Raw genomic sequence first — 26,189 nt, forward strand, 5'->3', positions numbered from 1 at the left:
GCAGGGCCTCAGGTCAGGAACGTCTTCAGTTCGTGGACGAGCTTGTTCACGTGCCCGGAGACCACGGGCGTGCCCAGGGCCTTGAACCGCTCCCGGAACCAGGGATTGACCTCCTGGCGTCCGGAGCTGGTCACCGAGCCGACGGGAATGAACTTCACCCCGGAACGGTGAACCGCCTCGATACCTTCGAACAGCGGCTGGGAGCGGTCGAACTCGTAGAAGTCCGAGATCCACACCATGACGGTGTTCTTCGGCTCGGCTATCTTCGGCCGGGCCATCGCCATCGCGACGGGGCCGTCGTTCCCACCGCCGAGATTCGTGCGCAGCAGCACGTCGAACGGGTCGTGCACCCACGGCGTGAGGTCGATCGAGCGGGTGTCGTAGGCGATGAGATGGACGTCCACCTTCGGCAGCCCGGCGAAGATGGACGCGAGGACGGTGCAGTTCACCATCGAGTCGACCATGGAGCCGGACTGGTCCACCACGACGATCAGCCGCTGCGGCGTCGTCCTGCGGACGGTGTGCCGGTAGTAGAGGCGGTCGACGTAGAGGCGCTCCTCCTCCGGACTCCAGTTGGTGAGGTTCTTCCAGATCGTGCGGTCCAGGTCGAGATTGCGGAAGACGCGCTTGGGCGGCACCGAACGGTCCAGCTCGCCGACGGTGGCCTTCTCCACCTGCGTACGCAGCACCTCGGCCACCTCGTCGACGTAACGGCGGATGAGCGACTTGGCGTTGGCGAGGGCCACACCCGACAGATTGCCCTTGTCCCGCAGCAGCTGCTCGATCAGCGACATGCTGGGCGTCAGCCGCGCGGCGAGCGCCGGGTCGGCCAGCACCTCCCGCAGCCGCATGCGCCCCACGAGATCCGCCTCGATCGCCGCCAGCTCGGGCCCCAGGCCGCCGGCGTCCAGCCCCGCGCCCGCCGCCCGCCCGCCGCGGAGCCCGCCGGGCCGGCCGCCCAGCGCACGCTCCAGCCAGCCGGCGTCGGACTGCCAGCGAGCCAGCTGCTCGGCGGTGACCGTGCTCGAACCGGTCGCGAAGACATTGAGCAGCACCTTCGAGACCAGCGCGGCACGCCGCACCTCCGCCGCCCGGTCGCGGGACCCGGCCGCATCGTCGTCCGGGGTCATCAGACCGTCGAACTCGTCGGCCAGCTCCGGATGGCGCTGCACGACCGAGTCGAGCGACGTCCCCGGATCCAGCAGCGCGGACGGCAGCCCGATGTCCTCGACCACCCCCAGGCTCGCCGACTCCAGGGCGGGCTGCTCCTCACCGTCGAAGAGACGGGCCAGGAGCCGCCAGTACAGCACCTGGCGGCGGTTGTCGTACGGGTCGGGCCCGGCCGGAGACGGGTCGGGACCGGGCGGCTGCCCGGTGAGGTCCTCGGTCATTTCCGCAACAGCCTTCCGGCGCGCTCGCGCAGCACGGCGACGGCGTCGGTGGCAGCCTTCTCCGCCCGGACCCCGGCCTTGTCGGTGGTACCGCCCGCCCACGCCCCGGCGTGGGCGGCGACGGCCTTCTTCCGTACGGTCGCCTCGACCGCGAGCGGCTGGAGCAGGAACTCCCCGGCATCCCAGCGCAGCAGCCCGACGCAGGCGTGGGAGGCCGCGACGGCCTCGGGCGTCAGCGGACCGGCGGCGGGCACCCGGTCGGTGTCGACGGCCAGAAGCTGCCCGGCCAGGTCGAACACGAGCCGGCCCTCCTCGCTCCGGGCGGTGTACCCCTCCAGCAGCACCGGCACGGCGATCCGGACGGGATGCCGGTCCAGCGGCGCGACGCGGGCGGCGGTCGCGGTGGACAGCATCACCCGCGCCGTGGCGAAGGCGTCGGCGGGCTCACCCGGGCGGGCACGCTCGTCGTCCCAGAGCAGATCGCCCTCGGCGGTCACCGGCATGGCGTCCAGCTCCATCGAGCGCCCTTCGCTCACGGCGCCGAGCAACGACATGCGGGGACGCAGCAGCTGCCACAGGCCGGCCCCGACGACCGTGTCGGGCTTGGGCGCCGAAACCCCGGCCCGCACCAGACGGGGCGCGCCCCCGTCCGCCGGCTCGAACACGGCGTGGATCTGGGCCTGTACGGCCGTCGCGTGCTCCTGCACATCGACGCCGAGGGGCAACAGGCGACCGGTCACCGCGGCGGCGGAACGGTCCCCGGCGGAGCCGGGCACCGTCAACAGCAGTGCGCGCGACCACAGATCGGCCCAGCGGCGCACCGGCACGCGCTCCAGGGTCGCCCCCGGGCAGGACGCCGCGAGCTCGGCGGCGAACCCGTCGAGCAGCGTCGCCCGACGACGCAGGCCCGGATCGGGCAGCATCGCGGAGACCACCGGTACGGCACCGGCGACGAGCTCGTGGTCGATGCCCCGCCAGCCGCCGCGCGCGAGGTCGCACAGCCAACTACGGGCCGCCGCGAGGAGGTTCGTCCCGGGGTCCGCCGCGGCGGCCCCCGGTCCGGCCCCCGCCGCCCCGTCCTCGGCGGCCGGCCGGCCGACGGCCTCGTCGATCCGCAGCGTCAGGGCGTCGTGCACGGAGCCGAGCAGCGCGCAGCGGGCGGCTGCGAGCGCCACGTAGTGATCTTCACCGGCGGCTCCGGCCGACGCCCGGCCGGCCGCCTCCGCGACCCGCGAGGCCAGCGGGGTCCCGGCGACGGCGTCGGCGAGCCCGGCAACCGCTGCGGCCTGGGCGGGCCCCGGTCGCAGCAGACCGGCCACCAACGCCTCGTCGAAGGCGTCCACGGCGGCGAGCGCCTCGTCGAGCCCTTCGACCGGATCGGACAACAGGTCGCCACGCATCAGGCCACCGCCCGCGTCGGCGGGAACCACTGCATCTCGGGCAACGGCGCGGTGACCGCGTCCAGTTCGAGATAGGCCAGCTGCCGCAGGAACCGGCTGAACACCTGGGCTGCCGCCGATGAGTCGCCCAGCACCGGCCGCGCGGCGGTCATGACGGCGGTGAGGGACCGCGCGTCGGGCTCCCCGTCCGGGGTCTCCACCGCGAGATAGCGGGCGACGCGCTCCGCACCGTACTGCAGCACCGCCTCACCGACGAGCGCCTGGATGTGCTTGCAGAACATGCCGCGCGCGCCGCCGCAGGGCCGGTTGTTGTTGGTGCTGCAGGCGAACGCGTACGTCCGGGCCGCCACGGACGACACGTACACCCGGCCGATGTCCGATCCGCTGGAGACGACTCCCTGCAACCGTCCGTCGGCCAGTTCGACGAACGGCACCTTGGCCAGCTTTCGCGGGCGCGCGGGCGGCATCACCCGCGCCGTACTCGATTTCTCCCAGACCGACAACGCGCCAACTCCCATGCATGCGAAAGGGGGACGTCCGCGCCGTCGCGGCGGGACAGGAACGAACTTAATCCCGACCACTGACAACGCGGTCGACAGCCCGTGACGCCCCGGCACCCGGCCCGCTCCGGCCCGCCCACGGCATCCCGTACAGGAGAGGGTCATGAACTCCAGGGGTGTCGCGTGAACATGTCCGGGTCGATGGTGCGGGTGAGCAGGTGCAGGGGTGCGGCGCGGATGCCGGTCGCCTCCGCCGCTTCCCAGTAGGCCAGTCCGGTGGCCGCGTCGACCGGACCGTGGACGAGCGGCACATCGGCCCCCGAGGCGTGGAGCAAGGACTCCAGCCGGCAGGACGCGATGGTGTCCGGCACCATCGGCTGTGCGAGGTATCCGGCCGCCGCGGCGGCCGGGAGCCCCTCCGCCACCCGCCGTTCCGTGGTGCCTACGCTCAGCAGCCCGCCGCCCACGACCAGGACGTCCTTCGCCCGTTCCATCCGGCCGATGGCGCGGGACGTGTCGAAGCAGTGCGGGAACGAGTCGTCGACCACCGTCGTACCCGGCGCGAGGCGGTCGATGTCCAGGAGTGCGCCGCCCCCGCTGACCGCCGCGACGATCAGGCGGGCGTCGTACACGGCGTCGGGCAGCCCCTGGCCGGACTCGACCACCTCCACGCTCTCGACGAGGCCGCGTTCCAGGAGGTCTTCCGCCAGTTCCTTCAGCCGTGGCCCGCTGCCCGGTACGTCACAGAGCAGCAGCCGGGCCGGCGGCTGCTGGGCCCGGGTGAGCAGCAACTCCAGCGAGGAGGAGCCGATCGAGCCGAGCCCCACGAACGCGACGGTGAGAGCGCCCAGTTGCTGCCCCGTCGCGTCGAGAGCCGCGTGCACGGTCCGGACGACGGACACGACCGTCGCCGCGTGACCGGTGGTGACGACGGGCGTGGCGGGGGCAGCGGATCCGGTGTGATCAGCAGGGCCGGTGGGCACAGTGGTGACGGCTCCGGTCGTGCCGACGGCCCGCAGGACGTCGAAGCCGTAGCCGGTGAGCGAGGGGATCATGCCCGCGAGGGACACGGCCCGCGCACCGAGCGAAGAGGCGAGCTCCACTCCCCGCGTGGTGTGCCCGAGCAGGTCGTCGCCGGGGGCGAGTTCGTCCGCGAACAGCGGGACGCACACGAAGCCCGAACGGCCCAGCGGCGTACTCAGCGTCTCCAGCAGCCGTGGCCGCCCGCCCGGAAACAACAGGGTCCGCACCTGCTCGCGCGGCAGCGCCTCCTCCGGCAGACCCGCCAGCCGGGCGAGGTCGGCCGGCGACGGCAGATAGCCGACCAGCGCGGCATCCAACCGCTGATCGCGGCCGGGGCGGCCCGTGCCGACGGGGCGGCCGGGGCCGGGCACGGCCGAGGCCGCCGCGTGCGCCAGACCGTCGCGCACCGAGTCCGCGAACGCGGCGAGCGCCTCCGGGGCGAACGCCGACGCCGCCGCCCGGACGGTGATCCGCAGCCGCCCGCCGTCCGGACCGGCGGCGAGGAACACATCCGTACCGGACGGGGGCGGTGTGTACACGCTGTCGCCGCCCTCCCGGGTGACCGTCAGCGTCCTGCCGCTCTCCGGGCCCAGGGCGGAGAAGTCCAGATAGGTGAAGAAGAACTGCCCCGTCATGGGCAGCCCGTTGGACAACAGGGGCAGGGGCCCCTCGTAGGCCCGCGCCTCGGCGGCCTCGGCGGCGACGCGCCGCAGATCGTCCTCGAAACCCGTGCCGTCGGAACGCCCGGACGCCGGACCCGCCGGACGCAGGGGAACCGCCGTGGCGAAGGGACCGAACACCCGGTGTGCGTCGGGCAGGGAATGGTCCCGGCCGCTCACCGCGAGACCGAGCACCAGATCCGCCCGGCCGGTGGCGGCCGCGAGCGCCCGGTAGTAGGCGGTGAGCACCGGGGCGTGGAGGGTGGATCCGGTGCGTGCGGCGAGCCTGCGCAGCGCCTCCACCTGGTCGGCTTCGACCGTGAACCCGCGGGTGTGGAAGAGCGGGTCGCCGGCGCTGCCGGGAGGCGTGCCGGTGGCGGGCGTACCGGCGGTGAGTACGGGCGGCCGGTAGGGCGCACTCAGCCGAGCCCACCGGTCCTCGCCGGCCGGGGCTCCCGGCCGAGGCGGAGCGGCCGACGTGACGGAGCCCGTCCCGCGGATGGTCCCAGGGGCGGCCCCGGGGATCGCCGCGGAGGGCGCGGTGGCCGTGTCCGCGCGCTCCGCCAGTTGGAGGGCGTGGTCGCGGAAGGTGCCGCGCAGGGGGACCGGCGCCGGTTCTTCACCGCGGGGCAGGGCGTCGTACACGGTCGTCAGCTCCCGCACCAGGAGCGCGGCGCTGTAGCCGTCGCCGATGATGTGGTGGGCGTGTGCCACCAGGACGTGTTCGTCGGGAGCGACCGTGAGCACCCGCAGGCGCAGCAGGGGCCAGGCCCAGGGTTCGAAACGGCGCGCACGTTCGGCGGTGATCCGCTCCTCCACCTGCCCCGGGTCGGTGAGGACCTCGAAGTCGACCGGCAGGCGCAGCGAGGCCGGAAGTTCCTGCTGGACGGCCGGGCGTGCCCCGGCGGGGAAGACGGTGCGCAGCATCGGGTGGCGCCCGACGAGCATGTCCACCGCGCTCTGGAAGCGGGCGGTGTCGAGGCGGCCCTGCAGACGCAGCCGCGTGAGCCAGGACGATGTCGCGCCCGGTGCGATGGCCTCGGCCAGCAGGAAACCCCGCTGAGTGGGTGTGAGCGGGAAGGGCGGGGGAGTGACGGCGGGATCGAGCGTCCCGGGGAGGTCGCCCACCGCATCGCGTTCCGGGGCCGACGGGTCCGCCGAGGCGTCAACGGCCTTGACGGTGGCGTCGGCGAGGCCGATTCCGGCGCCCGCCGCCGCGGCGTCCACGGCGGAGGCGAGGGCGGCGAGGGTGCGACTGCGGTAGATGACGGTCGGCCGGGGCAGCGGCCCGCCCTGCTTCTCCAGCCGGGCGAACACTTCCAGCACGAGCAGGGAGTCGCCGCCCAGAACGAAGAAGTCGTCCTCGCGGGACACGTCGTCGGCCTGGAGCAGGGCGGACCAGACGGCGGCCAGCCGGACTTCGGTGGGAGTGCGGGGCGGTGTACGGACGTCGCCCGTACGCGCGCCGCTGCCGGCGTCCGTGTCCGCCCCGGACGGTTCGGTCGCTTCCCGGAGGGCCGGAAGCCCACGGCGGTCGATCTTGCCGGTGCTCGTGAGCGGCATCCTGCCGACACGGGTGATCCGGGACGGAAGCATGTACGCGGGCAGTGACTCCGCGAGATGGCGCCGGAGCGCCACGGCGTCCGCGCCGGAAGACCCGGGCCCCGGCGTCACGAAGGCGGTGAGACGTCCGTCCTCGGCGAGGACCACGGCGTGGGCGACGTCCGGATGGGTCTGGAGCACCGCCTCGATCTCGCCCGGCTCGACCCGGTTGCCCCGGATCTTCACCTGGTCGTCCAGCCGCCCGAGGAATTCCAGGACGCCGTCCTCGGAACACCGCACCCGGTCGCCGCTGCGGTACCAACGGCGTCCGTGCCGGAGCGTGAACGCGGCCTCGGTGAGGGCCGGTTCGCCGAGGTAGCCCGGAGTCAGGCCGACTCCGGAGATGAGGAGCTCGCCGGCCTCGCCGGGCCGCCTGGGCTCCCCGTCGGGGCCGACGACCTCCACCTCCGTGCCCGAAACGGGGCGGCCGATGGGAATCCGCCGCACCTCGTCGCCGGGCCGGACCCGGATGATGTGGCAGCTCGTGTTGATGGTGGCCTCGGTCGGGCCGTACAGGTTGGCGATGTGCTGGCCGTCGCCGAAGAGGTCGAACCAGCGGCGTACATGGGCGGGTGACAGGGCCTCGCCGCCGACATGGATCCACCGGAGCGCGGACAGGTCCGGCGGTGGTGCGCCGTGCCGCACGCGTTGCTCGGAAGCGCTGAGGAGTTGTTCCCAGAGCGTGGGAACGGAGCTCCAGACGGTGATGCGGCCGCGTTCGACCTGGGACAGCAGCCGGTCGGGATCGCGCAGCAGGTCCCAGGCCACGGTGACCACGGTGGCGCCGACGAGCAGGGGGGCGAGGAGCTGGCGGACGGAGGCGTCGAAGCAGGGCGACGCGGTCTGGGCGAGCCGGTCGTGCTCGTCGTATCCGAAGGTGTCGATCGCCCAGTCGAGGTAGTTCTCCATCGACCGGTGGGTGATGGGGACGGCCTTGGGCCGGCCGGTGGATCCGGAAGTGAAGATCACATAGGCGACGTCGTCGGCGTCGACCGGGCCGTCGGGTGCGGGGATCGCGTCCGGGGACCGGACGGAACCGGCGGCGACACGGTCCGGGCCCGCGGCGGGCCCCGGAATCGCACTCCGGGAGGGCGGCGCCGAACCGTCGACGGAGACCAGGGCGACGTCGCCGAGCGCTTCTCCCACCGCCCGGGTGGCGGCGTGGCAGAGCACCGTACGGGCTCCCGAGCGCGTGAGCTGGTCCGTCAGCCGCGCGGTCGGGTGGCCGGCGTCCAGCGGAACCCAGCCCGCCCCGGCGCGCAGGGCCGCGACGACCGAGACGACGGTGTCGGCGCCGGGTTCGGTGAGAAGCCCGACGAGGCTTCCCGGGGTGATGCCGCGGGCCAGGAGAGAGGTCGCGAGGGCGTGGGAGGCACGGTCGAGTTCGGCGTACGTCAGGGTGGCGGCGCCGGTGTCGACGGCGACCGCGTCCGGGGCGGCCCGGAACCGCTCGACCAGTCGACGCACGATCGTGGCGGACCGGGATGGGGATCCGGATGGGGATCGGGATGTGGATCCCTGGAACCCCGCGCAGGTCGACCCGGTGTCCTGGCTCGGCCTGGACTCCGTGACCACCGGTGCGGCGGCACCGGGCCCACTCCGGACGACGGTCCCGGCAGCGGAACGCTGCCGATCCGGCCCGCCGGGCCGGGTCCGGGCCCCGGGAACATCCGGGACGCCGGACCGAGCCTCGACGAGCGCGGCCAACTCGTCGTGGAAGTCCCGGTCCAGGCGGGCCACCGTCGCCGGTTCGAAGAGCCGGGCGGGGAAGTTCCACGAGAAGCGCAGCACCGCCTCGTCCTGCCAGCACAGCAGGCTCAGGCGGGTCGCGGCGGTGGCGGTGCCGGCAGCGGTCGGCCGCACGCTCACCGGACAACGCCCGTCGAGAGCGGCGGGGAAGCGCGAGAAACTGAAGCCTGCCGGGCTCACCGTCCGGGGACCTGCCCCGGCCGGGTCCGCCGGCAGCAGCCGTGCCAGGTCCAGGCCGGTGAGGCTCGCGTGCTGCTCGCTTTCCAACCAGATCGCCGCCAGCCGCTCGGCCAGGGCCCCCAGCGACTCGTCCGGGTCCGTCCCGCACAGCAGGGGAAGGGTGTCGGCGAGCGGCCCCACGAGCCGGTCCAGGCCCGTCAGGCGGTCGTCCCGCCGGGCGCGGGCGACGTTCACCGCGATCTCCCGCTGTCCGCTCCACCGGGCCAGACAGCGCACGTGCACGGCGAGCAGCAGCTGGAACAGGCTCACCCCGTGAGCGGCGGCCAGCTGCTCCAACGCGGCGGTCAGCACCGGGTCGAGGGCGCTCTGGTGTGTGGCCATCGGCGCCGCGGGCAGGGCGGACGGATCACCGTCGTACGGCAGCCGCAGGGGCGCGCCCCGGGAGTCCAGCCGCCCCGCCCAGTACAGCCGGTCGGCGGCGAGGGCCCTCACACCGTCGGCCGAGGACCGCTCGGCGGCGGCGGCGGTCGCGTACCGCGCGAAGTCGGTGCCGAGCGCGGGCAGCGTCGGTGTGCGCCCGTCGACGAGGGCGGTGTAGAGCGACCAGAGCTCTCCGGCGAGGACGTTGAGGCTGTATCCGTCACCGGCCGCATGGTGGATCACCAGCACCAGATGGGACAGCTCCGGGCTCTCCCGGGCGAGGACCGCGCGCACGGGAGGCTCGGCGGAGAGGTCGAACGGCCGGTTGCACAGGGCCGTTTCGAGCTCCTCCACGCGGCCGGCCAGCTCACGGACCTCGTACCAGGCGGACAGCGCGGCGGGCGGCGCGACGTACTGCGTCGGCACCGCCGAGCCGATCGCGTCGCCGGTGTTTCCGGTGCTCCCGGTGTCCCGGGTGCTCCCGGTGCTCTCGATGCGGATCCGGAGCATGGTGTGCCGGTCGGCGAGCGCGGCGAGCGCCCGGCCCAGGAGCCGGGTGTCCAGGGGGCCCCGCACCGTCTGGCGGACGTAACCGTGAGCCGGGACGTCCGGGTGGAGCCGACTGCTGGTGTGCAGGGCCAGTTGGACAGGGGTGAGGGGAAATCCGGTCCCCTCCGGTACGGGAGGCGGGGCGGGCGAGAGGGTGCGGGAGGAGGCGGTCGGAGGTGCGGGGGAGGGCGTGGTGTCGAGGTGCGCGGCCAGTTCGGCGACCGTCCGGTACTCGAAGAAGAGCGTGGCGGGAAGAGGCCTGCCCAGCTCCCGTTCGAGCTGCCTGACGAGGTCGACGGCGGCGAGCGAGTCGAGGCCGAGGGCGAGAAACGGTTCGTCGTCGGCAATCCCGGCGTCGGGCAGGGACAACGCCGAGGCCAGCAGCCGCCGAAGCAATGCGGCCGTACCGGTGCGCGGCCCGGTCCCCGCGCGCGAACCCCTGCTCACACTCACACGCGTGCCGGAGTCGGCTGCCCGGTCCGGGGTCGCCGGTTCTGTTCCGGTTTCCGTGCCGGGGCGCGGTCCCCTGCCTTCCGCCCGCGAGGTCGGGTCCGCCACGACCGAGGACTCAGGGGACGGCGTCAGGTCGGCGATGAGCAGCTGCGCCGCGTCGACGCCGCACGCCGTACGGAGCGCAGCCAGCGCGGGAGCGAGGGCCACGGGCCGGCCCCCGGCGCTCCGTACGGTGGTGGAGCCCCCTCCCGCCCCGGTTCCGAGGGCCGCAGCCATGCCCGTCCCGGCGAGGGCTGCGAGGTTCACCGACTGCCACGGCCTGCCCGCGTGCCGCTCCGACGCGGCGAAGGCGTCGAGGAAGGCGTTCGCGCCGGCGTAGTCGCCCAGCGCGCCGGCCAGGCCGGGCAGCACGGCGCTGACGGAGGAGAACGCGACACGGACCGCCGGGTCGAGCCCGTGCCGGCGCAGGGCCAGCGAGAGCAGCAGACTGCCCCGGGTCTTGGCTGCCAGGGCGTCCGCCGTCTCCTCCGCGCGCCTGTTGCGCAGAGTGCCGGGTCGCACGGCTCCCGCGGCGTGGAAGAGACCGTCGAGGCGGGGCAGCCCGGCGATGAGCGCGTCGACGTCCCCCTCCACCGAGACGTCGGCCACGCGGTAGTGGACGGTGGCGCCCAGCGAGCGGAGTTCCTCGGCCAGCCCCACCGGAGGACGGGGGGAGCGCCCGGCGAGCACGAGGGTGGGGCGGCCCGGTCCGGCGAGGTCCCTGGCGAGCGCGGCGCCGATTCCGCCACCGCCCCCGGTGATGAGGAAGGTGCCGTCGGGCGGCAGCGGTGACCGCGTCGCCCCGGCCGGTGCTGTGGAGCCGCCCGTCAGCGGTGCGAAGCGGCGGATGAGCCTGCGCCCCGCGCGCCAGGCGACCTGGGCGGACCCGCCCGGGGTGCTGCCGCCCGGCGTCGGTCCGGCGAGTGCGGCCAGTTCGGCCAGCACGGCGGTCAGACGCTGGGACGGGGTGTCCAGCGAGCAGAGGTCGAGGGCGGTGGCCGAGGCGCCAGGAGTCTCCTGCGGCAGCGCCAGCAGCATGCCGCCGAGGACGGCGTGGGCAGGCCGCGGCCTTTCCCGTACGGTCCCCGTGGCGTGGACGTCCTCGGTCAGCACCAGCAGCCGGTCCGCGCCTGCCTCGTCGAACCGTGCGAGGGCTTCACCGAAGGCGGCCAGCGCGGCGTCCTGGGCCCGGCCGAGCGCGTCGGCGGTGTCCTGACCGGGAGCGGGACCCGCCACCAGGACCACGGCGTCCGGCGGCCCGTCACCCGTTACGTGCATCCGGACGCCCTCGGCGGAGAGCTGCGAGGCGAGCCGGTCGACGTACGCGGAGTCGGGCCCTGTCAGCAGCACCGACCGCCCGGCCGGCCCTGTCTTCCCGGGCAGCGCGGTCTCCTCCCACCGGACCCGGTGCAGCAGCGGGCTCGCGGGGGGACCGGCCCAGTAGCGGCGGCGCTGGAAGGGGTAGGTGGGCAGAGGAATCCCTCGGTGCGCCGCGTCGAGCGCCGTACGGTCGAGCGGCACGCCCAGCGACCACAGGCGGCCGATGGTTCCCAGCAGGGCCCTGCGCCCGCCGTGCCCGTCATCGGGGAGCCGTTCCGCATCTGTGCGGCCGTCGGAACGTCCCGGCAGGGCACACAACACGGTTGTCGCGCCACCGGATCCGCTGGGGTCGCCCGTCGCTCCGGATGTTCCGGCCCCGTCGGCGAGTGCCACCGGCGCGCCGGTCGCGTACGCCTGCGTCGTCGCGCGGACCGCGCCCGACAGGGTCGCACCGTGGCCGACCTCCACGAACGTGTCGTACCCCTCCCGGGCCAGGCGTTCCACGGCCGCCCCGAACAGCACCGGGCGCTCGGCGTGTTCACGCAGGTACTCCGGGCCGAGGACCGGCTGCCACTCGGCGGTGACGGTGCTCATGAGGGGGATAGACGGGTCCTGCGGGGCCAGCGCACGGGCCGCGTCGGCGAGCCGGTCGGCGACCGGCCGCATCAGCGGTGAGTGGAAGGCCCGGGAGACCCGCAGCCGACGCGTGGGGATGCCCAGGGCTTCGAGGCCGACGGCGGCGCGCTCCACGGCACGGACGCCCCCGGAGAGGACCTGGAGCCCGGGACCGTTGAACGCGGCCACGGCGAGCGCCCCTTCGGACCCCGCCACCGCCGCCGCGACGGCCTCCTCACCCCCGCGGACGGCGATCATGGCACCGGGTTCGGTGAACGCGCCCATGAGACGGCCGCGTTCGGCCGCGAACCGCACCGCCTCCCGAAGGGTCAGGACCCCGCCGACACAGGCGGCGGTGATCTCCCCGACGCTGTGCCCGGCGACCGCGTCGGGCTCCACACCCCAGGTACGCAACTGGCGGGCGAGCGCCACCCCGGAGGCGACGAGGAGCGGCTGCGCCACCTCCGTCGCGGCCTGCGCGGCCGGGTCAGCCTCCGGATCCAGCGCCCAGTCCAGCAGGGGCCGCCCGCACACCGGGCCGAGGAGCGCGGACGCCTCGTCGAACGTGTCCCGGAACACCTGCGCCGTCCGGTACAGCGCCCCGTCCTGGCCGGGGAACTGCGAACCCTGCCCCGGGAACAGGAAGGCCACGCGCGGCCGGGACCGGACGAAGCTGCCGACCTGCCCGCCCGCTTCATCCGCCCCGGCGGCGGCGATGGCGGCGAGCTGCTCCCGTAGATCACCGGCGGCGACGACGGCGAGCCGGTGGGGTCCCTCGTCCCGGGACGTGCTCGCCGTCCGGCAGACGTCGCCTTCGTGCAGACGCGGACGGCTTTCGAGGTGCGCGGCGAGCTGGGCGGCCGCGTCCCGCAGCGCGCCCGCACCGCGCGCCGCCAGGGTCAGCAAGTGGGGCCCACCGAACGCGACTTCGCGCGCGGCGCCCGGCGCCGGCGATTCCGGAGCGGTCGGGGACGGCGGCGGGGCCTGTTCGAGAACGGCATGGGCGTTGGTGCCGCCGAATCCGAACGCGTTGATCCCCGCGACGAGAGGCCCGGTGGACGTCCAGTCCCGGGCCTCGGCCACCACGGTGAAACCGGCGGGGGCGAGGCCCGGCGAGGCCGGGGCGTGGTGCAGCGAGGGCGGCAGCCTGCGGTGGCCCAGGGCCAGCACGACCTTCACCAGCGCGGGCAGTGCGGCGGCGTTCAGGAGATGCCCGATGTTGGTCTTCACCGATCCGACCAACCGGGGTTCGCCGTCGGGCCGTTCGGGAAAAGCGTGGTTCAGCGAACGCAGCTCGATCGGGTCCCCCACGGCCGTGCCGGTCCCATGAGCCTCCACATAGGTCACCGAGGCGGGATCGACCCCCGCCGCCTCGTACGCCCGGGTGATGACCTCGCGCTGCCGCAACGGATTGGGCGCCATGAGGCTCATCGACCGGCCGTCGTTGTTGACGGCCGTGCCCCGGACCACCGCGAGCACCGGATCGTTCGCGAGCCGGGCCGCGTCGAGGCGTGTCAGGACGACGGCCGCGCCGCCCTCGCCGGGCACGAAGCCGTCGGCGGCGGCGCTGAACGCGCGGCTGCGCCCGGTGGGGGACAGGGCCCCCGCCTGCTCCAGCAGCCGGTGCGGTGCCGAGGTCAGGTGGAGGTTGACCCCGCCGACGACGGCGAGGTCGCACTCGCCGTCCAGGAGGCTGCGGCGGGCCAGGTGCAGAGCCACCAGGCCCGACGAGCAGGCGGTGTCCACGGCGAGTGCGGGACCGTCGAGATCGAGGCTCTGGGAGACCCGGGCGGCGACGAGGGCGGGCAGGTTCCCGGTGAGCGCGGCGGGCAGCGGGGAGCCGTCGGCCGCGGCCCGCTCCAGGATCCCCCGGTAGCCGCTGTCCCCGACCGCGGCGAACACCCCGATCCTGCGACCGCGCCGGCGGGGGCCCGCGTATCCGGCACGTTCGAGTGCCTCGTGCGCGAGTTCCAGGAAGAGCCGGGCCTGCGGGTCGAGTGCGCGTGCCTCGTCCTCGCCGATGCCGAAGTAGCCGGCGTCGAAAGCGGCCGGATCCTCCAGCAGTGCGGCCCACCGCTTCCGGGGAACTGCCGGAACCGCATCGGCCGCCGTCCGAGCCCCCGGAAGTTCGTGGCCGTCGTCCCATCGTCCGTGCGGTACGGGGGTGACGGCGTCGTGCCCGTCGACGAGCAGGTCCCAGAAGGCCTCGGGGGTGTCGGCGCCGGGGAACCGGCAGGCCATCCCGATGACGGCCGCAGCGGTGGCGGCACCGACGGGGGCGTTGCCGTCGGGCCCGGTCGGGTCCACCGCGGTCGTTCCTCCGGTGCGTGGCTCAGCGCTCTCCACGGCTTCCGGGCCGGACGGCCCCGGACCGGGCGCCACGGTCAGAAGGTGACCGGCGAGAGCGGTCACCGTGCCGTGGTCGCGGATGACCGCCGGCGGCAGCGTCACACCGAAGGCCTCCTCCAGTTCCGCCAGCACCTCCATGGCCTTGAGCGACGTCCCCCCGAGGCTCCCGAACGGCGCGTCCGCCCCGATCGAATCGGCGGGCCGGGCCAGGACCCGCGCCCACACCTCCCGCACGACCTCGACGGTCGCCGCCCGGGCCCGGGGCGCCTTCGTGAGAGGTTCCGCCGCAGGCTGTGCGGCTTCCGCCCGACCGGGTACGGCAGCCGGGAGCCCACCGCCGTCACCCGCCGCGACCTCACCGGCCCCCGGCTCACCGGCCCGCCGCTCGCCCGGAGCGAAGGCACCCTCCTCGAACGCACCCTCCTCGAAACGCTCCCGCAGCCGCCGGCGCTGCAGCTTGCCACTCGTCGTACGGGGGAACGCCCCCGGAGGCAGGGCCAGCACCCGCACATCGTCATGGAGCAGCGCCTCGCGCACCCGGGCCGCGACGCGTTCGAGCACCTCCGCCGCACCGCGCGGAGGCCGAGCCCAGGGGACGAACACCACGACGCGCTCCGCACCGGTGACCGGGTCGGTCGAACCGACCACCGCCGGGGCGCCGGGAGGCAGCCCGGGTGTCGCGGCCGCGACCTCTTCCATGTCCGTGGCGTGGAAGGTGCGGCCGTTGAGGAACAGCACGTCCTTGTGCCGGCCCGTGACGCACAGCCGGCCGTTCCGCAGGAACCCGAGGTCACCGGTGCGGAGCCAGCCCCCGGCGAACACCTCCGCGCTGACGTCGGGAAGGCGGTGGTAGCCACGGGCCAGTTGGGGGCCGCTCACCATGATGTGCCCGGTCCGCCGGTCCCCGAGGACGGTGCCCGCGTCGTCGACGATGCGCACGGCGCAGCCGGCCACCGGCAGCCCGACGTCCATCAACTCGACGGCCGATGCGCCCGGATCGGCGTCCACCGCCACTCCACGGCTCAACGACGCCCGGTCCAGGACCAGGGGCTCGGCCACCTCCCCGGGCGGCGGGAAGGTCACCGCCAGCGTCGCCTCCGCCAGACCGTAGACCGGCTGGGCCGCCGCGGGATCCAGCCCCGAGGGCCGGGCCTTGTCGGCGAAGGCACGCCACACCGCGGGCGCGATCGGCTCCGCCCCGACCAGGATCAGCCGCACGGCCGAGAGGTCCAGCCCGGCCAGCGCCTCGTCGGGAACACGGCGTACGGTCAGCGCCAGGGCGAAGTTGGCCGCGGACAGCACCGTGGCACGATGCCGGGCCGCCACCTCGAACCACAGAAGGGGCCGCTTGGCGAACGACAGCGGACCGATCTTGACCTGCCTGGCCCGGGCGGCCAGCGGAGCGAGATGGGTGCCGATGAGCCCCATGTCGTGGAAGTACGGCATCCAGCTGACCACCACGTCGTCGGGGCCCAGCGCCGATGCGGCCCGTATCTGCTCCAGATTGGCCAGCACCGCGCCGTGCGTCACCTCCACCCCCTTGGGCGCACCGGTGCTTCCCGAGGAGAACTGCACGAACGCGACGTCGTCACGCCCTGCGGCGGAAGGCTCCCGCAGTGCCGGTCCCTCCCGCAGGTCATCGAGGGTCAGGGTGCGCACGGCGCCCGGGAGTTCACCGGACAGCGACGCGGTCGAGGCGTCCACGACGACGGGCGGCCGCCCCAGGTGCTCCCAGACCGGGAGCACCCGACGGGCGTCCGGCGCCAGCGGAACCGGAACGAGACCGGCCGCCACCGCACCCCAGAACATCGGCTGGAAGTCCTCGCTGCGGTCGGCGAGCAACGGCACGCGGGTCCCGGGCGCCACCCCCGCCTCCCGGAAGCCTCCGGCCACCCGCAGGGAATCGTCCAGGAGCTCGCGCAGGCCGACCGTCAGCTCGCTGCCGTCGCCGCGGACATGTACGACGACCTGCCCGGGAGCCTCACGGACCGCGTCCAGCAGTACATCCAGCAGTGTCATGTCGTGTCCCACCGGTCCGTCGGTCCGTTCCTCGGAGAATGATCTTAAAAACGCGCGGGTCGCGGGCGAATCAGCCGCCGGGAGGAGAACGCGTGCACCCTGGGGGTGAGCCGATGGGATGGGTCCGGCCGAGGGGCGGGCCCGGCAGCGGCTAGCCTGTCCACCGTGAACGTGGGGACCCGGGAGACCCGGCTGATCGTCCTGCGCGGCAACAGCGCGTCGGGGAAGTCGAGCGTGGCGGCCGGTCTCCGCGACAGATTCGGCCGGGGACTGGCCGTGGTCGGCCAGGACAACCTCCGCCGCACCGTGCTGCGCGAACGCGACCGGCCCGGGGCGGCGAACATCGGTCTGATCGACCTGACGGCCCGCTACGCCCTGGACGCCGGCTACCACGTGGTGGTCGAGGGCATCCTCTACGCCGACCACTACGGCGACATGCTCGCCCGGCTGCGCGCCGACCACCGGGGCCCGACCCACGGGTACTACCTGGACGTCCCGTTCGCCGAGACCGTGGCCCGGCACGCCACCAAGCCGATCGCCGACACGGTCGACGAGAACCGACTGCGGGACTGGTACCGCCCCCGCGATGTGCTGCCCGACGGTGTCGAGACCGTGATCGGTGCCGACAGCGTCCTGGCCGGGACCGTCGACCGCATCATGCGCGACACCGGCCTGTCCCGGATGCCCCCGGTCGACCGCTGACCTGCCCGGCACCCCGGCAGACGGCAGAGACCTGCCCGGCCGGCCACGTGGGCCGGACCGGGCAGGTCACCCATCTCCGCTCGCTCGGCTACGCGCCGGTCGGGGCGGCCTGCTGCACGACCTCGAAGGACCACACCGTGGACCCGCTCGCCGCCGGCTTGGGGCGCTCGGCGTTCCCGGCGTCGCCGCCCTGATGGGCCGACTTCATCGGACCCTCCATCCACGCCTGGAAGGAGGCCTCGTCACGCCAGCGGGTGTAGACGAGGTAGTCGTCCGTGCCCTCGACGGGCCGGAGCAGCTCGAACCACTCGAATCCGTCGGAGCCCTCCACGGCATGGGCCCGGGAGGCGAAGCGCTTCTCCAGCGTCTCGCGTTGTTCCTGGGGGACGGTCAGCACATTGATCTTGACTACGCTCATGACTCCATCCTGCCGTACGACGTCCGGACTCCGTCGGCGGGCGGGTCCGTCGCGGGGAGTTCCACCGTGATGAGGATGCCGCCGTCCGGGCGCGGGGCGAGGGTGAGCGTTCCGTCGTGTGCGCGGGTGATGGTCTTGACGATGGCCAGGCCGAGGCCGACTCCGGCGTGGTGGGTGCGCAACCGTTCGGCTCCGCGACGGAACGGTTCGGTGAGCGTCGCGACCAGCTGCGGGGTGACCTTCGCACCGGTGTTCTCGACCGTGAGCACCACGGTCTCCCGGCGCACGCCGGTGGTGACCCGGACGGTGCCCTGTTCGGGCAGATTGTGGACGATCGCGTTGTGCACGAGGTTCGTGGTCAGCTGCAGCAGCAGCGCAGGCGACCCGGTCGCGCGGGCGATCTCGCCGCGTGTCTCGACGGTGACACCATGTTCCTCCGCGAGAGGGAGGAGGGTCTCGGCGGCCTCTTCCGCCAGCAGCGACAGGTCGACACGTTCTCGGGTGAAGGAACGCCGGTCGGCACGGCTGAGCACGAGCAGCGCCTCAGTGAGATCGATCGCCCGGCCGTTGACGGCGTACAGACGGTCGATGATCTCGTCGGTGTCACGGTTCGGATCGGTCCGGGCCACTTCGAGAAGCGTCTTCGAGATCGCCAGCGGGGTGCGCAGCTCATGGGAGGCGTTGGCCGCGAACCTCTCCTGTTCGGCGACGTGCGCTTCGAGCCGGGCGAGCATCGTGTCGAAGGCGTCGGCGAGTTCCCGGAACTCGTCCCGGCGGCCCGGCAGCCGGATCCGGTGGGAGAGCGACCCGTGCGTGGCCGCGCGGGTGGCTTCGGTGATCCGGGTCAGAGGGGCGAGCATACGGCCGGCGAGGACCCAGCCGCCCAGGAGACCGAAGACGAGAAGGACCGCCAGTACGGTGGCCGCCGCCGGGGCGAACGTGTACGCGAGGAGCTGACGGTTGGGATTCTCGTGGAGCATCCGCTTGTCCCAGTCGTCGGGAACGTACTCCAGGAGGAACACCCACACCGCTGTGAGCAGCAGGATGCCGGCGACCATGAGGAATCCGGCGTAGCTGAGGGTGAGTTTGAGGCGGACGCTCAGCCCGGGCCGCCTAGCCACGGTCCCCTCCGTCGCCGTGACCGCTGCCGGACGCCGTGCCGATGCGGTAGCCGACGCCCGGCACGGTGGCGATGATCCACGGTTCGCCGAGGCGCTTGCGCAGAGCCGAGACGGTGATGCGTACGGCGTTGGTGAACGGGTCGGCGTTCTCGTCCCACGCGCGTTCCAGGAGCTCTTCGGCGCTGACGACACCGCCGTCGGCGGCGACGAGGACGTCGAGTACCGCGAACTGCTTTCTGGTCAGCGCGACGTAGCGGCCGTCCCGGTAGACCTCTCTGCGGAACGTGTCCAGCCGCAGACCCGCGATCTCCCGCACGGGGGGTCTGCTGTGGGCGCGTCTGCGGTCGAGCGCTCTGAGCCTGAGCACGAGTTCCCGGAGATCGAAGGGCTTCGTGAGGTAGTCGTCGGCGCCGAGCCCGAATCCGGAGGCCTTGTCGTCGAGGCGGTCGGCCGCCGTGAGCATGAGGATCGGCATGCCACTGCCGGAGGCGACGATGTGTTCGGCGATCTCGTCGCCGGACGGCCCGGGGACGTCGCGGTCCAGGACGGCGATGTCGTAGGTGTTGACGCTCAGCAGCTCCAGGGCGGTGTCGCCGTCACCCGCGATGTCCGCCGCGATCGCTTCGAGGCGCAGGCCGTCGCGGACGGCTTCTGCCAGATACGGTTCGTCCTCGACGATCAGCACGCGCATGGTCCGATGCTACGAGTCGGCACATATCGTCGGCGTATCGAAAACCGCATACGTGCCGGCAACACCGCACTGCCTTGACTCGGCGGTATGACTCGACCACCGCCGTCAGTGCGAACGACACCCCGCCGGACGCGCAGGCCCCTTGTCGTCGGCGCGGTAGCCGTCATGGCAGCGATCGCGGCAGCCCTCGGCCACGCCCTGCTGAACGCTTCGCCGGCACCGTCGCCCTGGGCCTCGCCGCGCTCCCCGTCCGCCGCGCCCTCCCAGGCGCCGGCACCCTTGCCCCCTCTTCACCGTGAACTCCGTGGAACGCCGGGAGAGGCCGACGGGGTCGTCCCCGACGGCGTGACGGTGCTCGACGACGGGATCCCGGCCGTCGCCAACCTCGAAGCGAACCTGCTCGAAGCCCTCCGCCGGGCGGCACGGGAGGGAGCGGACGACGGCGTCGAGCTCTCCGTCAACAGCGGCTGGCGATCACCGGAGTATCAGAATCAGCTGCTCCGCAAGGCGGTCGCGAAGTACGGGTCCGAGGCCGAGGCCGCCCGATGGGTGGCCACCGCGAAGACCTCTCCGCACGTGTCGGGGGACGCGGTCGACATCGGGCCGGCCGACGCGGCGGAGTGGCTGTCCGAGCACGGCGCCGGATACGGACTGTGCCAGATCTACCGGAACGAACCCTGGCACTACGAGCTGCGCACGGAAGCGATCGACCGGGGCTGTCCGCGCAGGTACGCCGACCCCACCCAGGACCCGAGGATGCGACCGTGACCGGCAGCGAGCGAGGACAGACGATGACACAGGTGGACACGGCCGGGACCGCACAGGGCGATCTGGACACGGCCGGGACCGCGCAGGGCGGCGCCGGCCTCCCGGATGCGGGCCCCGGGGAGAACGGCCCCGGGCGCACCGGCGCGCGGACGGGCCCCTGGAAGCGTGGCCGGGTGCTCGCGGCGGTGGCGTTGCTGCTGGGCCTGTTCCTGCTGCTGCACGCGAGCATCCCGAACCGGGTCGGGAACCTCGGCAGCCTGGTGGAGACCTTCCTCCCGTGGTTCGGCCTGGCCATCCCGGTACTGCTGGCCGGTGCGCTGCTGCGCCGCTCCGTCCTCGCGGTCGTCGCGCTGCTGCTGCCGGCCGTCGTATGGCTGAACCTCTTCGGCGGGCTGCTCACCGACAAGTCCCACCCGGGCGGCGACCTCACCGTGGTCAGCCACAACGTCGGCGCCGACAACCCCGACGCGGTGGGCACCGCCCGCGCCCTGGCCGCCTCCGGTGCGGACGTGCTGGCACTCGAAGAGCTGGACCCGCGGGCTCTGCGAACGTACGAGAAGGAGCTGGCGGCGGCGTACCCCCACCACGAGGTGCTGGGCACGGTCGGGGTGTGGAGCAGGCTGCCGCTGTCGGACACCCGGACGGTCGACGTCGAGATGGACGCGGGGCCGCTGGGGGACGCGAAGCCCGCCGACGTCAAGCTGGGGTACAACCGGGGGCTGCGAACCACGGTGGCCACGGACCACGGGCCCCTGGCGGTGTACGTGGCGCACCTCGGGTCCGTACGGGTGAACCCCAGGGCGGGCCTCTCCTCGGGCCGGCGGGACGCCGGCGCACAGGCGCTCGGCCGGGCCGTCGCCGCCGAGCGGAACGAGCGGGTGGTGCTGCTCGGCGATCTGAACGGCACGGTGGACGACCGCGCGTACAAGGACATCACCTCGCGGATGCGCTCGGCGCAGGAGGCGGCCGGCGACGGGTTCGGCTTCAGCTGGCCCGCCACGTTCCCGGTGGTGCGGATCGACCAGATCCTGGTCCGGGGCGTGGAGCCGGAGAGCTCATGGGTACTGCCCGCGACCGGCAGCGACCACCTCCCGGTCGCGGCCCGCATCAGCTGGTGATCACCGCGGAGGGCTCCGGACCCGTCCGGAGCCCTCCCGCTCCGCATCGGGCCGGGCGACCGGACCCTCCGCGTCCTGCTGCCGTTCACCCTCCGCCGGGGGAGGGTGAACGCACGCGCTAGGCTGCGTTCCGCCACGGGGGAAGTCCGGTCGAATTCCGGCGCTGACCCGCAACGGTAGACGGAGCCTTTTGGGTTCCGTGAGCCCGATCACCCGCGGCGGAGAAGGCTCCTGACGATTCGCCGTGGACTGCGAACGGGCGCTGCGCGGGGCGGCCGCCGTCCGGGGCCGCTCCTCATCGCGCGACGCACGGCCCGAGGCGAAAGCGACCGGCCTGTGGCCACGTCTCTCGACCGCATACCCTCCAAGCCGTCGCGCCCCGCGCCGGGTGGCACCGGACCTGCGCCACCCCGGCGCGTGCCCCTGCCGTTGCTCCTGGCCGGCCTGTGTCTGGCCCTGCCCCTCTCGCTCGTCTGCGGGGCGGCACTCGGGGCGTCGGGGCTCTCCTGGGCGGAGGTGACGCGCTACCTGTGGGCAGGGCTGACCGGCGGAGCCATCGGCCCCGACGAGGTCCCGGCCTACACCATCGTCTGGGAACTACGCCTGCCACGAGCCGTGCTGGCCGCCGTCGTCGGGGCCGGCCTGTCCGCCATCGGCGTCGCCGTCCAGGCCATGGTGCGCAACGCGCTCGCCGACCCGTTCGTGCTCGGCATCTCCTCGGGCGCGGCGGTCGGCGCCAACGCCGTCCTCATCTTCGGGGCCATGGGGGCGCTGGGCATCTGGGCCCTGTCCACGGCGGCGTTCCTCTCCGCACTCCTGGCCATGCTGCTCGTGTACGCGGTCGCCCGCACCGAACGCGGACTGACCCCGCTGCGGCTCGTCCTGACGGGGACCGCGATGTACTACGGCTTCTCGGCCGTCACCACGTTCATGGTGTTCGCGGCCGAGCGCGGGGAAGCGGCCCGCTCCGCGATGATGTGGCTGCTCGGCAGCCTGAGCGGAGCCAACTGGGCGGCCGTGCCGATCGCCGCCGGTGCCGTTCTCGCCGGCCTCGCACACCTCGGCTGGTCGGCACGGCGCCTGAACGCCCTCGCCATGGGGGACGAGACCGCCGCCGCGCTCGGGGTCGATCCCGGAAGACTGCGCAAGGAGCTCTTCCTCGTCTCCGCGGCCGTCACCGGAGCGGTCGTCGCGGTGAGCGGGGCGATCGGCTTCGTCGGCCTGATGGTCCCTCATGCCGCGCGGATGCTGGTCGGCGCCGACCACCGACGGCTCCTGGCCGTCGCCCCCCTCGCGGGAGCCGTCCTGCTGATCTGGGTCGACATTCTCTCGCGCGTGGTGCTGGCACCGGCCGAGCTGCCGGTGGGCGTCCTCACCGCGGTCATCGGCGTTCCCTGCTTCCTCCTCCTCATGCGCAGGCGCGCCTACTCCTTCGGAGGCATCTGATGCGGATCGACATCGACGCGCTCACCGTCGAGATCGCCGGTGCACGGCTGGTGGACCAGGTCACCCTGGGCGCGGCCGACGGGCAGCTCGTCGGCCTGGTCGGTCCCAACGGCAGCGGGAAGTCGACCCTGTTGCGCTGCGTCTACCGGGCCCTGCGCCCCTCGGCCGGCGCCGTCAGGATCGGCGGTGAGGACCTCCACTCCCTCAGCGCCCGGGAAGGCGCCCGGCGACTGGCCGCACTTCCGCAGGACGCGGTCGCCGAATTCGACTTCACCGTCGCCGAGATCGTGGCCATGGGACGTCTGCCGCACCAGGGACCGGTGGCCCGGACATCCGACGAGGACCGCCGCCTCTGCGACGAGGCGCTGGCGGGGGTCGGAGCGGGACACCTGGCCGAACGCGGCTTCCTCACCCTCTCCGGCGGCGAGCGGCAGCGCGTCCTGATCGCCCGCGCCCTCGCCCAGCAGCCCCGGGTCCTCGTGCTCGACGAGCCCACCAACCACCTCGACATCGCCCACCAGTTGGAAGTCCTCGCCCTGGTCCGCGACAGCGGCCTGACCGTGCTCACCGCCCTGCACGACCTGAATCTGGCCGCCCTGCACTGCGACCTGGTCCATGTCATCGACGGCGGCCGGATCGTCGCCTCCGGGGCCCCGCACACCGTCCTGACCACCGAACTGCTGGCCGACGTCTTCGGCGTACGGGCGCACCGCGTCGCGCACCCGGAGACCGGGGCGCTCCAACTGCTCTTCGACCTCCCCCCTGCCCGCCCCACCTCCTGAAGGAGCCCCGACCACCATGCTCAACCTCCTGCGTCCCGCAGCCCTCGTGCTCGCGGCCGCCGTGGCCCTCACCGGCTGCGGAGCGGACGTCACCTCACAGGCCGACGGGAAGGACCGCACGTCCGAGGACGACCGCCACTACCCGGTGACCGTGGAGAACTGCGGGGAGAAGAAGACGTACGACAAGGCCCCGCAGCGCGTCGTCACCAACGACACGGGCATCACCGAGATCATGTTCGCCCTCGGACTCGAGGACCACATGGCCGGGTACGTCATGCCCGACGACAAGGGCGACATGACGTCCGTCCCCTGGAAGGACGGCTACAAGAAGACCAAGTGGCTCTCCAAGGAGCGGATCAACAAGGAACTGGTCCTCGACGCCCGCGCCGACCTGGTCTTCGCCGGCTGGAACTACGGATTCAACGAGGGGGAGGGCTTCACCCCCGCCGAACTGGAGCGCGTGGGCATCGACTCGTACCTGCTCAGCGAGTCGTGCCGCAACGGGCAGGGCAAGGCCCGCGGAGTCATGCCCCCGCTCGAAGCGCTCTACACCGACCTGCGGAACCTCGGAGAGATCTTCGACGTCGAGGACCGGGCGGACACCCTCATCACGTCGTTCCGCAAGGAGGTCGCCGACGCACGGGCGAAGGCGGCCGAGGGCGGCGACCGCCTCCGTGTCTTCCTGTACGACGACGGGAAGGACAAACCGCTGACCTCGGGCGCGTACGCCGGACCGCACGACATCATCACCAAGGCCGGCGGCGACCACATCATGAAGGACCTCAAGGACAGCTGGACGACGGTGGGCTGGGAGACCGTGGTCGACCGGGATCCCGAGGTCATCGTCATCAACAACTACGGTGACACCGGAGCGGACGAGAAGCGGAGGTTCCTGAAGTCCTACAAGCCGCTCGCCGGCGTATCCGCGATTCGGAATGATCGGATCGTCGTTCTCGACTACGTGGATCTGGTCGAGAGCCCGCGCAATCCCGCGGCCATCAGCTCGCTGGCGGAGGACCTGAGGAAGTTCGCCCGGTAGCGCCCCGCCGGCTCACCCGGGCCCGGTCGTCCCGTCGTCGACGGGAACGCCGAGCCGGCCGGCCGCGGCGGTGAGGGCGTCACCCAGCGGGAGGCCGATACGGGTCAGGGCGTGCCGGTCGCCGCGGGTGGGGTCCCGGTTGACGATCAGCACCGGCACTCCGGCCCGGTCGGCCTGGCGGACGAACCGGAGCCCGGACATCACCGTCAACGAGGAGCCCAGGACCAGCAGGGTGCGCGCCCCGCGGACCAGTTCGCGGCAGTGCTCGACCCGCTGCGGGGGCACGGCCTCGCCGAAGAACACCACGTCCGGTTTGAGGACGCCGCCGCAGACCGCGCAGGGCACCACGCGGAAGTCCCCGACCTGCTCGTCGGTGAGGTCGGCGTCGCCGTCCGGGTTCATCGCGGCGGCCACCGGCGCGAACCCCTCGTTGGCCTCCTCCAGCCGCAGCGCCAGCTCGGGGCGCGGGCTGAAGGCGCCGCAGGACAGACAGACGACCCGGTCCAGCCGCCCATGGAGGTCCACGACGTCCGCGCTGCCGGCGGCCTGGTGCAGGCCGTCGACGTTCTGGGTGATTACACCCGAGAGCAGACCCCGCCGCCCGAACCCGGCCACGGCCCGGTGCCCGGCGTTGGGCCGGGCGCGGCCGAACGTGCGCCAGCCGAGATGGCTGCGCGCCCAGTACCGGCGACGGGCCGAGGCGTCGGCGGTGAAGTCCTGGTAGGTCATCGGGGTGTGGCGGCTCAGGCTCCCGCCCTCGCCCCGGTAGTCGGGGATGCCCGACTCCGTGGAGATGCCCGCACCGCTCAGGACCAGGACACCGCCACCGCGCAGCGCCTCGACGACCGGCTCCAGGTCCGTGGTGGCCGGCGGTGGCTCCTCGGCGGAGGTCCAGCTCAGGGTGGGTCGCATGCGCATGCCCTCAGGGTACGGAACACGCCCCCGATGGCGACGATGCCCGGCGGCAGGGCCGCGGGGGCGACCCGATGGGGCGAAGGCCCCGGGTCCAAGATCCCGGCAGGGTGCGTTTCCGGCCTCATTTGAATGACAGGGGCATGATCAAGCCGCGATCGCGGCATAGGTTCTGCGGCCCCGGGAGGATCGGCAACCGGCCCTTGCGTCCGTACGGTTCGCGGTGACCGTCCTCCCACTCCCTCGGTTCCGCGCGGAGCCGAGCCCCCCATGAGTGAAGGGACAGCAATGCTGGAATCCAGATGGCTCAAGGCAGTCGGTGTCGCCGCGGCGATCACCCTGGCCACAGCTACGGCGGCGCAGGCCGCCCCCGCGCCGAACCCGGCGGCGGAGGGTGCGTCGGCGGTGGTGACGCTCCGGTACGACGACAGCCGGGCCGGCGGCTGGGAGGCGGAGATCGCGGCCGGGGTCGCCTCGTGGAACTCCACCGTCGACAACGTCAAGCTGGTCGAGGCCGCACCCGGCACGCGTGCCGAGATACAGATCGTGGCCACCAGCGGCTGGCCGCAGGCCACCCTCGGCCCGGTCCGGCCCGGCGGCCAGGTCAGGGTGGAACTGGGCAGCCAGGCGGTCGCCCAGGGCCACGACAAGACCCGGATCGCCGCTCATGAGATCGGCCACAGCCTGGGGCTGCCGGACACCAAGCCCGGCCCCTGCTCCCAGCTGATGTCGGGATCCAGCGCCGGTATCAGCTGCAAGAACGCCCTGCCGAACGCGGCCGAGCAGTCCCGCGTCGAGTCCGCCTACGCGGGCGGCCTCGCCCCGCGCGTGCCGGCCGACGGGCGCGTCCTGGTGGACGCCCCGTAACCGGTCGTACGGGACACACGAGGTGCCGGCCTCGTCCTGAACCGGCGCTCGGTCACC

15 protein-coding genes are annotated in these 26,189 nt (G+C 73.5%); 7 read left to right on the forward strand and 8 right to left on the reverse strand.

What is annotated here, in order from left to right; genetic code table 11:
* Nucleotides 1-8 precede the first annotated feature (8 nt).
* The 4 genes from IE272_RS24365 to IE272_RS24380 form a co-directional block, all read right to left on the reverse strand.
* On the reverse strand, nucleotides 9-1,391 hold the full coding sequence (locus IE272_RS24365) for a VWA domain-containing protein (protein WP_056704374.1): 1,383 nt from the start codon (nucleotides 1,389-1,391) through the stop codon (nucleotides 9-11).
* On the reverse strand, nucleotides 1,388-2,791 hold the full coding sequence (locus IE272_RS24370) for a hypothetical protein (RefSeq protein WP_229897573.1): 1,404 nt from the start codon (nucleotides 2,789-2,791) through the stop codon (nucleotides 1,388-1,390). Before IE272_RS24370 ends, IE272_RS24365 begins: the two co-directional genes overlap by 4 nt.
* Nucleotides 2,791-3,309: a hypothetical protein gene (locus IE272_RS24375; protein WP_050987787.1), complete on the reverse strand. Its 519-nt coding sequence runs from the start codon at nucleotides 3,307-3,309 to the stop codon at nucleotides 2,791-2,793. The genes IE272_RS24370 and IE272_RS24375 overlap by 1 nt, the downstream gene beginning before the upstream one ends.
* A 143-nt stretch (nucleotides 3,310-3,452) precedes the next feature.
* Nucleotides 3,453-16,280, reverse strand: a complete 12,828-nt coding sequence (locus IE272_RS24380; RefSeq protein WP_190007969.1) for a non-ribosomal peptide synthetase/type I polyketide synthase — start codon at nucleotides 16,278-16,280, stop codon at nucleotides 3,453-3,455.
* Between the two features lie 144 nt (nucleotides 16,281-16,424).
* On the opposite strand from IE272_RS24380, the gene IE272_RS24385 reads away from it, so the two are divergent.
* Entirely contained in the window at nucleotides 16,425-16,970 is a 546-nt protein-coding gene (locus IE272_RS24385; RefSeq protein ID WP_190008076.1) for an AAA family ATPase, read from the forward strand.
* Nucleotides 16,971-17,058: 88 nt separating this feature from the next.
* On the opposite strand, the gene IE272_RS24390 is transcribed toward IE272_RS24385, so the two are convergent.
* From IE272_RS24390 to IE272_RS24400, 3 genes are read right to left on the reverse strand one after another with little or no spacing between them, the layout of a single operon-like run.
* The gene (locus tag IE272_RS24390; protein ID WP_047180378.1) at nucleotides 17,059-17,388 is read right to left on the reverse strand and encodes an antibiotic biosynthesis monooxygenase family protein; all 330 of its coding nucleotides are present in this window, start codon (nucleotides 17,386-17,388) and stop codon (nucleotides 17,059-17,061) included.
* On the reverse strand, nucleotides 17,385-18,509 hold the full coding sequence (locus tag IE272_RS24395) for a sensor histidine kinase (protein WP_190007970.1): 1,125 nt from the start codon (nucleotides 18,507-18,509) through the stop codon (nucleotides 17,385-17,387). The genes IE272_RS24390 and IE272_RS24395 overlap by 4 nt, the downstream gene beginning before the upstream one ends.
* Nucleotides 18,502-19,200 carry a response regulator transcription factor gene (locus IE272_RS24400; protein ID WP_050363066.1) on the reverse strand — a complete coding sequence of 233 codons (699 nt, stop codon included), beginning with the start codon at nucleotides 19,198-19,200 and terminating at the stop codon, nucleotides 18,502-18,504. The genes IE272_RS24395 and IE272_RS24400 overlap by 8 nt, the downstream gene beginning before the upstream one ends.
* 165 nt (nucleotides 19,201-19,365) lie before the next feature.
* On the opposite strand from IE272_RS24400, the gene IE272_RS24405 reads away from it, so the two are divergent.
* From IE272_RS24405 to IE272_RS24425, 5 genes are all read left to right on the forward strand, one after another.
* A complete protein-coding gene (locus IE272_RS24405) occupies nucleotides 19,366-19,968 on the forward strand; it encodes a M15 family metallopeptidase (RefSeq protein ID WP_073959167.1) in 603 nt (200 codons plus the stop codon).
* A 23-nt stretch (nucleotides 19,969-19,991) separates the two neighbouring features.
* Nucleotides 19,992-21,086 (forward strand): endonuclease/exonuclease/phosphatase family protein, encoded by a 1,095-nt coding sequence (locus IE272_RS24410; RefSeq protein ID WP_190007972.1) that lies wholly within the window; start codon nucleotides 19,992-19,994, stop codon nucleotides 21,084-21,086.
* Nucleotides 21,087-21,422: 336 nt separating this feature from the next.
* Entirely contained in the window at nucleotides 21,423-22,532 is a 1,110-nt protein-coding gene (locus IE272_RS24415; protein ID WP_057667851.1) for a FecCD family ABC transporter permease, read from the forward strand.
* Nucleotides 22,532-23,314: an ABC transporter ATP-binding protein gene (locus tag IE272_RS24420; RefSeq protein WP_190007974.1), complete on the forward strand. Its 783-nt coding sequence runs from the start codon at nucleotides 22,532-22,534 to the stop codon at nucleotides 23,312-23,314. The genes IE272_RS24415 and IE272_RS24420 overlap by 1 nt, the downstream gene beginning before the upstream one ends.
* A 16-nt stretch (nucleotides 23,315-23,330) precedes the next feature.
* Nucleotides 23,331-24,353 (forward strand): ABC transporter substrate-binding protein, encoded by a 1,023-nt coding sequence (locus tag IE272_RS24425; protein WP_050363073.1) that lies wholly within the window; start codon nucleotides 23,331-23,333, stop codon nucleotides 24,351-24,353.
* 12 nt (nucleotides 24,354-24,365) lie between these two features.
* On the opposite strand, the gene IE272_RS24430 is transcribed toward IE272_RS24425, so the two are convergent.
* On the reverse strand, nucleotides 24,366-25,265 hold the full coding sequence (locus tag IE272_RS24430; protein ID WP_050363074.1) for an NAD-dependent protein deacetylase: 900 nt from the start codon (nucleotides 25,263-25,265) through the stop codon (nucleotides 24,366-24,368).
* 288 nt (nucleotides 25,266-25,553) lie between these two features.
* On the opposite strand from IE272_RS24430, the gene IE272_RS24435 reads away from it, so the two are divergent.
* Nucleotides 25,554-26,132, forward strand: coding sequence for a snapalysin family zinc-dependent metalloprotease (locus IE272_RS24435; RefSeq protein ID WP_050363075.1), 579 nt, complete (start codon nucleotides 25,554-25,556; stop codon nucleotides 26,130-26,132).
* The last annotated feature ends 57 nt before the right edge of the window (nucleotides 26,133-26,189 follow it).

Source organism: Streptomyces anulatus (assembly GCF_014650675.1).
GTDB classification, from domain to species: Bacteria; Actinomycetota; Actinomycetes; order Streptomycetales; family Streptomycetaceae; genus Streptomyces; species Streptomyces anulatus.

Coding starts and splice junctions, on each gene's coding strand:
- IE272_RS24370 (WP_229897573.1), bottom strand. CDS start 2,791: ATGCGTGGCGACCTGTTGTCCGATCCGGTCGAAGGGCTCGACGAGGCG.
- IE272_RS24365 (WP_056704374.1), bottom strand. CDS start 1,391: ATGACCGAGGACCTCACCGGGCAGCCGCCCGGTCCCGACCCGTCTCCG.
- IE272_RS24425 (WP_050363073.1), top strand. CDS start 23,331: ATGCTCAACCTCCTGCGTCCCGCAGCCCTCGTGCTCGCGGCCGCCGTG.
- IE272_RS24400 (WP_050363066.1), bottom strand. CDS start 19,200: ATGCGCGTGCTGATCGTCGAGGACGAACCGTATCTGGCAGAAGCCGTC.
- IE272_RS24410 (WP_190007972.1), top strand. CDS start 19,992: ATGACACAGGTGGACACGGCCGGGACCGCACAGGGCGATCTGGACACG.
- IE272_RS24430 (WP_050363074.1), bottom strand. CDS start 25,265: ATGCGACCCACCCTGAGCTGGACCTCCGCCGAGGAGCCACCGCCGGCC.
- IE272_RS24420 (WP_190007974.1), top strand. CDS start 22,532: ATGCGGATCGACATCGACGCGCTCACCGTCGAGATCGCCGGTGCACGG.
- IE272_RS24390 (WP_047180378.1), bottom strand. CDS start 17,388: ATGAGCGTAGTCAAGATCAATGTGCTGACCGTCCCCCAGGAACAACGC.
- IE272_RS24405 (WP_073959167.1), top strand. CDS start 19,366: ATGGCAGCGATCGCGGCAGCCCTCGGCCACGCCCTGCTGAACGCTTCG.
- IE272_RS24435 (WP_050363075.1), top strand. CDS start 25,554: ATGCTGGAATCCAGATGGCTCAAGGCAGTCGGTGTCGCCGCGGCGATC.
- IE272_RS24375 (WP_050987787.1), bottom strand. CDS start 3,309: ATGGGAGTTGGCGCGTTGTCGGTCTGGGAGAAATCGAGTACGGCGCGG.